The organism is Bacillus sp. FSL R5-0286, from assembly GCF_038593245.1.
GTDB classification, from domain to species: domain Bacteria; phylum Bacillota; class Bacilli; order Bacillales; family Bacillaceae; genus Bacillus; species Bacillus altitudinis.
In genome coordinates this window covers 411,430-421,619 of the sequence record NZ_CP151977.1, presented here as the reverse complement: position 1 = coordinate 421,619, position 10,190 = coordinate 411,430, and the positions used below count along the sequence as shown (strand labels likewise).

Annotated in this window: 1 protein-coding gene; it reads right to left on the bottom strand. The window is 46.0% G+C overall.

Annotated elements, in window-relative coordinates; all coding sequences use genetic code 11:
• Positions 1–3: 3 nt before the first annotated feature.
• The gene (locus tag NST24_RS02040; RefSeq protein WP_342462241.1) at positions 4–10,146 is read right to left on the bottom strand and encodes an amino acid adenylation domain-containing protein; all 10,143 of its coding nucleotides are present in this window, start codon (positions 10,144–10,146) and stop codon (positions 4–6) included.
• Between the last annotated feature and the right edge of the window lie 44 nt (positions 10,147–10,190).

Sequence of the window (10,190 nt, the reverse complement as noted above, 5' to 3'; positions counted from 1 at the left end):
CTCCTACATCCAATCCAAAATCTGAATCTTGCTTTCTTCCGTCCAAACGCCGACATCCCCTGTCGGATAAAGGTATTCGCCTGTTTGATGTTTGAATGGATGCGGAATTTTATGCGCCTCCATCCAATCGGCTAGCTCTCCAAAAAGTGCTTTGATCTCTTTGGCGCCGATAAAAATATCTCCAGGAAATCCAATCGGCATGAGCTGATGTTCTTCATTCAGGACATATATTTCCGTTTCATAGGCAGGATCATGTACGCCTGCATAAACTTCTTCTTGGTCTGGGTATAGCACGCTGACATGTGCGTTTTTCGCCCAATCACTGATCATCCGCTCTTTTTCCTCACTTGTCACAAGTGTGAAGGAAGATAGCGGCGTATCCACTTGTTCTGTCATGGCTTCAAGGGTGTGAATCAGCTGCTGCATCAGCGTTTGTATTTGCTTTTCTGTATATTGATTTAAGTTGTATGTGATCCGAAGCTCCAGCGTATCTCCCGGCACTGCGACAAGGGTTAAGTCATAATTTGTTTCTTCATGACTGGCGATGTCTAAAATGCGTACGCCATACGGCTCAATGGACTCAATCGGATAGTTTTCAAACACGACAATGCTGTGAAACAATGCCTCTCCATTTGGAATTTCCGTCATCTGCTGAATATCTGGCAGTACGGTATACTCGTATTCTCTCATCTGAAAAACGGTTTCCTGTGTATAGGCGAGCAATCGCGCAATCGTCCAGTCCGAATGGATCGGTAGACGAAGCGGCAATGTGTTAATAAAGAGCCCTGTCATGCTTTCCACTTCTGGTAAGTCGGCTGGCCGGCCAGATACGGTCACCCCAAATATGACATCCTCTGCGCCCGAATGAAGGTGCAAGAGCAATCCCCACGCTGATTGAATCAGTGTGCTCATCGTGACCTTCTGCTTGCCAGTCATCTTCTCCAGCTTCTGCTGCATCTCTGGCGTCAATTTGACGCTGGACTGCGCCATGCTTGCTTCTTGGTCTGAAGCATGTTCTTCGCCGTCTCCTGGAAGCGGTGTCGCTTCCTCTACGCCTGACATGTAACGCTGCCAGAATTCTTGCGCCTTCTCTTGATCCTGCTTCTTCAGCCATTCGATAAAATCTTTATATGGACGGACTGTAGAAAGACTGATCTCTCGTTCGTCCACAAGAGAGCGATACAGCGCAAAAGATTCCTGAATAAAACTGAACAAACTCCAGCCATCGATTAAAATGTGATGAAAACTAAAGACAAACGTGCATCTTTCCTCATCACAACGGAATAAAGCAATCCGAATCAGCGGTTCATCTATATGGTCTAAATTGAAATCCTTTGAACGATCAGATACTAAAAAGTGTTCGATTGTCTCTTCTTGCTCCGCGTCACTCAGGTGGCGCACATCGTGCTGAGTGAGGTGGATGCTTCCTTCTGATTGAATGAACTGAACAGGCTCCTTCAGCCCTTCCCAAGCGAATTTTGTTCTCAAAATCGAATGACGTTCTACAAGAAGGTTCCAAGCTTGTTCATAGGCATCACCGTTTGTTAAGCCTTGGAGCGTCATATGCACCTGACCAAAATAAGCTTGTGAGGCTTGATCTAGCAGTGCATGAAACAGCATTCCTTGCTGCATTGGAGACAGCGGATACACATCGACTACATTGTCTGGAAGTTCATCTATTTGCTTTTGCGTGAGCTGAACCATTGGAAAATCAGATGGTGTAAAGCCGCCGCTCGTTTCAACACAATGCGTCAAGATGATCTCCATTTTTTCTTTAAAACGTTCAGGTAACAACCGCACCTCTTGATCTTGCAGCAGTTCCCGATTGATCATAAAGTTCATCTGCAACTGACCATCTGTCACATATCCATACACATCGATCAAATGCTGTCTTTCTGCTTTCGGATCGTGAACATGTCCATTTCGTTCGTCTGCGATATAAAGCTTGGCTTCGCCATCTGCCTGATCTAACTGACCGAGGTAATTAAAACTCATCTGCGGCGTTACCGTTTTGAGTAAACGAGATTCTGTCATGTATTGAAGCAAACCATAGCCGATTCCCTTTTGCGGCACAGCTCGTAAGGTTTCTTTGACGTCTTTGATTTGTCTTGCAACATCGGTTTGTATAAAAGGAATAAAAATAGGATAAGAGCTTGTAAACCAGCCGACTGTCCGTGACAAATCCATCTGTTCAAATAAATCCTCGCGTCCATGCCCTTCTAACGTGATGAGCATTGGCTTTCCAATGGCTTGCGTGAGGCCTGATAACAGTAAATCGTTAATCTCTGTTCGGTATGCTTGTGAGGCCTGTCTAAGTAACATATCTGTTTGTTCCTTTGTGAGCTGAACCGACAGGATCTCTGCATGTTCTTCTATATTAGAAAGCGCAGGCAGTTGGAAAGGAGAACCTTCTTCCTCTTGATCCTTGATTTTTTGCCAAAAAGAGGCCTGCGCTTGTAATTGATCTGTTTGTGCATATTCATATAAGGCATCTGCCCACTGCTTATAGGAGGCGGTTTTTTTCGCAAATATGATGTCCTGCCCCGTAGCAAGCTGTTTCAATCCATTTAGTACATCTTCTTGTATCATGCGCCATGATATGCCATCCATGACGAGATGGTGTGCAGCAATAAAGAGCTCAGACGTGTCTTCACCTGTATGAAAAAGAATCGCTTTGATCACTTCTCCGCGCTCTAATGACAATGTTCCTTGACAGGCACTTGTCTCCAAGCGGATTTGTTCCCGTGCTTCCTCCTGAGATACATCCGTCACATCAAAGAATGTGACACATGGTGTGACACCAGGCTCACGAATGGTTTGAATCCATGTGCCATCTGCCTCTTTTGTATAGATAGCTCTCAGCATATCGTGATGATCGACCAGTTTTGAAAGAACCTGTGTTAACTGTTCATGTGGAACAGATCGCTTCATTTCAATATGCGCCGATAGATTCCAATAATCTTGATTGGTCATCGATTGCTCAAAGAACCAAGATTGAATCGGGAGAAGACGAACCTCTCCTGTCACAGGTGATTGATCATAGACCGTAGAGACCTCTGCCTTTCTCATCACTTGTGCGAGTTGTGAGATGGTCTGTTTTTCAAATACATCTCTCGGCTGGATGACGTAGCCTTCCTGTGCTAAGCGTGCCACCATTTGTATGACAATAATGGAATCTCCGCCAAGCTCAAAGTAGTTATCATGGACGCCAATAGAAGGAACGCCTAGCAGCTGAGACCACACTTTTTCTAACACACGTTCTTCCTCAGTAGCTGCTTTGTCAATGGCTGTTTCTACTTCTTCTTGTCTCCACTCTGGCGGCGGAAGACGCTTTTGGTCTACCTTGCCATTTGGCGTGAGCGGTAATTCATCCAGCTCTATTAATAGGCTTGGCACCATATAATCTGGCAGAATGTCTTTTAAGTTATGGCGAATGTCTTGCGTGGTCATGCCGCCTGTTTGGACAAAATAACCGATCAATCGCTTATGACCACTCTCATGCTGATGCGGGATAACGGCACATTCTGTGATGTCATCAAATGTCAGCATAGCAGCTTCAATTTCTCCGCATTCCACGCGGTGTCCACGAATTTTCACTTGATGATCGATTCTTCCAAGACAGTCAATGATGCCATTTGACAGCCAGCGGCCCATATCGCCTGTTTTATATAAACGCGCTCCTTCTTGGAAAGGATGCGGGATAAATGATGATGCTGTTTTTTCTTCATCTCCAAGGTAACCAAGTGCTAGCCCTATGCCGCCAACATAAATTTCGCCGATGACGCCTTGCGGAACTGGCTGCATTTGGTCATCTAATACATAAGCTTGTGAATAAGCAATAGGCTGTCCAATCGGGACCGTCGCCTGATCTTCTTCCAGTGCCCGAATATGATGCACACAGGAGAATGTTGTATTCTCTGTTGGTCCATAACCATTTAAAAGCCCTTCAGGCAAATACGGCAGTGCTTTTCGGATATGAGCGGCTGATAAGGCATCTCCGCCGACCAATAATGCATGAAGTCCAGATAAAGCTTCTGGATGTTCTTCTGTTAAACGGTTGAACAGCGGCACAGTCAAGAACCCTGTTGTAATCTGATAAGTTTTTAGTGCTTCCGCTAATGTATCCATTGATAAAATGGTATTTCGATCCGTCAGTATGAGCCTTCCCCCGTTTAAAAGGGCACCCCATATTTCATACGTAAAAGCATCAAAAGAGAAGCTGGCGATTTGTAAAATGCGCGTTTGTTCATTAAGGGTGACATAGTCTGTTTCACACACAAGCCGGACGACCGCTTGATGCGGGATCAGTACTCCTTTTGGCTGTCCAGTTGACCCCGATGTGTAATTGATATAAGCAAGTCCATCAGGTCTTAGTGCAGCGGGCATGACCTCTGCTTCTGGTAAGAATTCTTCATACCCTTGATCAAGACAAATGAGTTCCGTTTGATGGATGGATACTTTTTTCAGCCATTCATTTTTTGTCAGTAAAAGCTGAATCCCTGTATCTCTCAGCATATAATCAATGCGGGCATCTGGATATTCAGGATCAATTGGCACATAAGCCCCTCCTGCTTTCACAATGGCCAGCACCCCAAGAATCATTTCAGGCGATCTGTCGATGAGCAGTCCAACTGGTTCATGCGGCGTCACGCCTCGTTGCTGCAAATAGGCTGCTAGACGATCGACTTTCTCATGTAACTCTTGGTACGTCCACTCATCTCCCTGGAACTCGAGCGCCACTGCATGAGGTGTCTTTTTCACTTGCGCTTCAAATCGTTCCGTCATAAGCAGCGGACCTTTTGGTTGATCAGTCTTTCCGCTCCATTCATAGAGCAATTGATGCTTTTCTTTCTCTGGCAGGAAATTCACTTGTCTGATCGGCTGCGCTGGATTTTCACAAATGCTTTCAAGCAGGTGCTCGTAGTATGCGAGGAATCGCTCCATCGTGTCATCAGAAAATAAATCCGCATGATACTCCAGTTTTAATTGAAGACCTTCAGCTCCTTCAAACACAAACAGGGAGAGATCAAATTTCGCTGTATCATTATCTTCAATGGCTAAAACCGACGTCGCCTCCCCCATTGGAGAAGCTTCAAGCGGTAGGTTTTGCAGAACAAACATGACCTGAAACAGCGGCTGCTTACTGACATCACGCACAATATTCAATTCATCGACCACCATCTCAAACGGCACATCCTGGTGTGCATAAGCACCGACGGTTGTCTCCTTCACTCGCTCTAATAATTCCGTAAAGGCTGGATTCCCGCTATGGTCGATCCGAAGCGCCAATGTATTCACGAAAAATCCGATTAAATGCTCCATTTCCGTTCGATTTCTCCCAGCAATGACCGAGCCAATGACAAACTCATCCTGTGAAGACAATCGATGTAAAAGGGTAGAGAAAGCCGACAGCAAGGTCATATACAGTGTGCTGTCTGTTTTCTTGGATAGCGCCGCAATCTTTTTAGACAGTGACTTCGACAGCTGATATGTTTTCGTCTTCCCTTTGTAGGATTGAACTGCCGGCCGCGGATGATCATACGGCAATACCAAATCTTCAACAGGCGCCGCAAATTGCTCCTTCCAATAGGCAAGCTGCTTACGCAATGGTTCTCCTGTCAAATACTCCTTCTGCCACAGTGCGTAATCCGCATATTGAATAGGCAGTGCCGGCAAGTGAGGCTCTCGCCCTTCGATCGCCGCTGTATACCACTCAGATAATTCTCTTGCAACAATGCCAATCGACCAGCCATCTGACACGATGTGGTGAATGGACATAAGCAAGATATGCTCTGCGGATGAAAGTCGAATCAGCTTCACTCGAAAGAGCGCTTCGTGTTCTAATTGAAAAGGTGTGGATGCCTCTTCTTTCGCCCATTCAGTCGCTTTTTGTTCTTTCTCTTCCTGTGACGCTATGCCTGAAAGGTCCATCACCTCAAGCTCTGGCAGGGCCATCTGTTCATGAATGACCTGTACCGGTTCATCCCCGCTCATCGTAAAGGACGTTCTGAGCGATTCATGTCTTTCCACCATATGATGCAGACTTTCCTGAAGCACCTTGATATCTAAAGGCCCATTCATCCGAAACGAAATTGTATTATTGTAAAATGGCAGATCCGGCTCTAATTGATAGAGGAACCACTGTCTTTGCTGGGCATAAGACATCGGAATGTCCTGACCCTTCTCCATTTTTCTCATCGGAATCACTTCATCTGCTTTGGCATTTGAATCGATCCAGTCTGCTAATTCTCCGAGTCTCGTATGTTCAAACAACACAGCAAGCGGCACGTCAAACCCTGTTTTTTGCCTAACCGCAGACAGCATTTGCGTCGCCTTCAGCGAATGACCTCCTAGTAGAAAGAAATGATCGCCGCAGTTGACATCTGGGACACCGAGCAGCTCTGACCAAATGTGTGCGAGCAGTTTCTCCGTTTCTGTGTGAGGTGCTCTGTTGTCTGCATCCATTCCGCTTTCCTCTATTAATTCATGAAAATATGCCTCGTCTGGCGATCCATCTTCTGTTTCTTTCCAATATTCCTCAGGAAACAAATGTACGGCATATTCACCAGATAGACGGGACTGTAAACATGTATGAATCGATTGATAAAGCCGCTCTTCCACCGCCTTTGTTTGATCAGTTTTGAAAAAGACGTAAAAGGTCTGCTCTGTTTGCATCTCCGCATCCGCATGGATCATCTCGTGAATCTCTTTCTTCGATCGATCCAATCCCGCATAAATGAGCGGAGCATCTGTCATCAGACATGCGAGCATCGTTTGGAAGCCTGCCTGCTTTGAAATTGGAAGATAACCTCTTTCTTTTAACATGCCTTTTATCATGGAGCCTTCACTCATACCAATCTCGTCCCACATGCTGAAACTAAAGCAATATGGCTTCACTGTAGATGTCAGCTTCTGATAATGAGCAAATTGTTCCACGAACTCATTGGCAGCGCAATAGGCGCCGACAGTCATACCACCCTTTAGCGTTCGGGCTGACGAGCTGGAAAGAAATAAAACATTCCTGCGTTTGGAGGCAGCTTCATGGAGCGCAATCGTTCCATATACCTTCGCTTCGTACATGTCATTCAGAGACACAGATGTCATATCAGCAAGCAGTTCTTCTTGAATAATACCTGCGAAATGAATGATGCCATCCAGCCTTTGATTTCCAGCGACCTCATGTCTAGAGATGATCGCTTCCACCTCTTTTTCAGCCGTGATGTCAGCTTTCTCATACAGAACCTTGCCGCCATGCACTTTTGCCTGCTTTTCTAGCAAAGACAATGTCTCTTGCTGGTCACTAGAAAGTGCCTCTCTCTCTTTCCTTCCAAGCAACACGAGATGTGCTTGATAAGATGTCAGTAGGTGTTCACTGACTAAACGTCCAATTCCGCCTAGCCCGCCTGTTATGACATAAAGCCCAGATGATTCAAATGGCGGCTCTTTCCTTTTCTGTTCCTTTTCCAAATGAAGAGGTGCTAAAAAGGGAATATAACGAACACCTTGACGATAAGCAGCGACATGACAGTCTTGGTCATGTGTGAGTTCTGCCATAATCGCCATTGCATGGGAATGACTAGATACCGATTCTGCTAGAGAAAAATCAAGACATTGCACCTTGATAAACGGCCATTCATGCTGAACTGCTGTCATCAGTCCGGCTGTCGTTGCTTTTTCTACATCGTGGATATGATCCCCTGGCACATTCATCGCATGGGCTGAGACAAAAGTGATGGCCACCTGCTCCTCATAGACGGAAATGGCTTTTGTTAAAAATAATGCACTCATGCTGCCCGTTTTCTGCGCTTGTTTCGCCTTGGCCACATAAAGCTTGTCTTCTTGGTTTGTATAGTTCCAAAGGTGAATGATGTGTTTCACCGAAACGCCATACGAACGGAGCGTCTCAAAGAGTTGTTCGTAGTCAGACGGCCGATTCGGGTGGATGATGAAGTGAGTGTGTGTGAGTTGTTTGAACGCTTGACCCGGTTCAACCGTAATGTATGTTTGTTCACTGTTTGCAAAAGATTTCAATTGATCTGCCAGTCCTAATGGATCTGCAAAGATCACAACGTCCCCTATGATCTGCTTGTCAGCTGCATCAAGTGGAGCAGGTATCCACTTCTTTTGATAACTCCAATCAGGCAAGGTATGTTCATTTTCAAGTCTCATGTCCATTTCCATGATCATTTCATCAAATTCGCCTTCTTGCCATCTTGTCTTGAGCTGTGCCCTTTCTATTTTTCCAGAGCTTGTTTTGGGAAATGCATGCTTCTGGACAGGAATGATGCGAGATGCAGACAAGCCCATTTTTGTTGCAATATGGGATTTAATGTGCTGACTTGCCCTCATAATATAAGCCGGCTCATACAGCTTCGGTGTAAAAAAGAGAATCAGTTCATCGGATGCAGAAGCCTCCATTCGGACGGAACAAGCAGCCACAAAGCTCGTTTCTACTCCCGGTACTTCCTCTGCTATGGCTTCAATTTCATAGTTGTGATAGTTTTTCCCGTTGATGATAATCATGTCTTTTTCTCTACCGGTTAGTGTCAGCCTTCCTTCGTGCAGGAAACCTAAATCACCCGTGTGAAACCAGCCATCCGCTTGAAATACTTCTTGATTCGCTTCGTCATTCCGGTAATAGCCCTTCATGGTGGTTGGGCCTTTTATTTGCACACGGCCAATATGATCTTCTGGAAGAAGCTCATGCTGATGATTGACGATGCGTATCGTGATACCTGGAATCGGTTTGCCCAACTCTGTAAAGCTGACGGTTCCTGTCTCACGTGCTTCTGCTGGTCTTAGCTGCTCTGTCAGCGATGTTTCCTCAAAGGTCAGAACCCCGCTGTTTTCATCTCCACGCTCAATCGCAAAGGAAAACACAACCGCTGATGAGATTTCAGACATGCCGAAAGCCGGTCTAATCACATCTCCCTTTAAGCCGTGCGGAGCAAGCAGGTGTAGAAATCGGTGGATGGTTTTTGGAACGACCGCCTCTGCCCCATTGATCATGCAGGTCATCGCCGACAGATCCCAAGACCCTGATGAAATCTCTTTCTCATAATCATTGATCATCGCAAATGCAAAGTTAGGTGCCCACGTCTTCGTTGCACGGTAGCGGTCCATCCAGTCAAGCCACCTCAGCGGCTGAGCGATAAAGTCATCTGTTCTTGCCCGAATCTGCTCGCAGCCTGTGTACACATTGACAAGGTGGAACATCACGATGCCACCAATATGATCTAAAGGCATCCAGTCTAACGAGACATCCTCTTGTGTAAATTGATTCGCTGCCACTGTTCCTTTGACGTTCGCCAGCACACTTCTATGGGAATGCTCTACACACTTTGGCATCCCTGTACTTCCAGACGTTAAGATAAAGAAGACGGAATCATCCGGCGCGGCAGGGTGAGCGGCTGTATCTCTTTCTAATGTCAGCATCGGCTCAACTGCTGCGACACGTAATTGGTCTGTGTGCCACAGTAAGGCTAACCCTTGCACCTCCTCGATCAGTGAGTCATCTGTTAGGATGAGTGGATGCTCGAGCAGCTTCCAAGCATGATGAAGCTTCTTCACTGCAGCATTCATCTCCCGATAGGTTGGGGCAGCCGACACAAGCGTTGGAACAAATCCGCCTAATACACATGCCCAAAAGGCAGTGACCATGGCATGATTCGATGAGAATTGAAAGAAAACAGGATCGCCTGCCTTAAGCCCCAGTGCCCTTAAACCAGTCAGAACCCTCTCGGCGTCTCCTTGTAACTGTGCATAAGATTGTGTGAGTTCGTTCTTGCTATTCACGATATACGTAAGCCCATTTGTCGTTTTTGCAGCCTCTGTTAAGACTTCCTGTAAGGTCTGTGCGCCTTGTGTGACGTCGAGATCCCCTCCATAGGAAAGAGCGGGCGGCATGTCGGCCAAAGCAGGTACAGCCGTTTGCGTCTGTATCGCTTCCGCTGCGGCCTCCTGCTCAATGTGCTTGTCGAGAAATAAATGAGAGAGGTGATACGGCCGCGGTCGAATGGTTTTTTCACGTGAAAAAACAGCGAAGCGTTCGATTTCGTTGGTTTGTAAAATGGTTGTCTTTACATCTTGTAAAATCGCATCCATTGATTCATGTATACTCGTTTGGTTAATGGTTGATGGTTTCATATGAGTTCCTTTCCTTTTTTGTTAGGCAGGACTGCAAGGCTGCA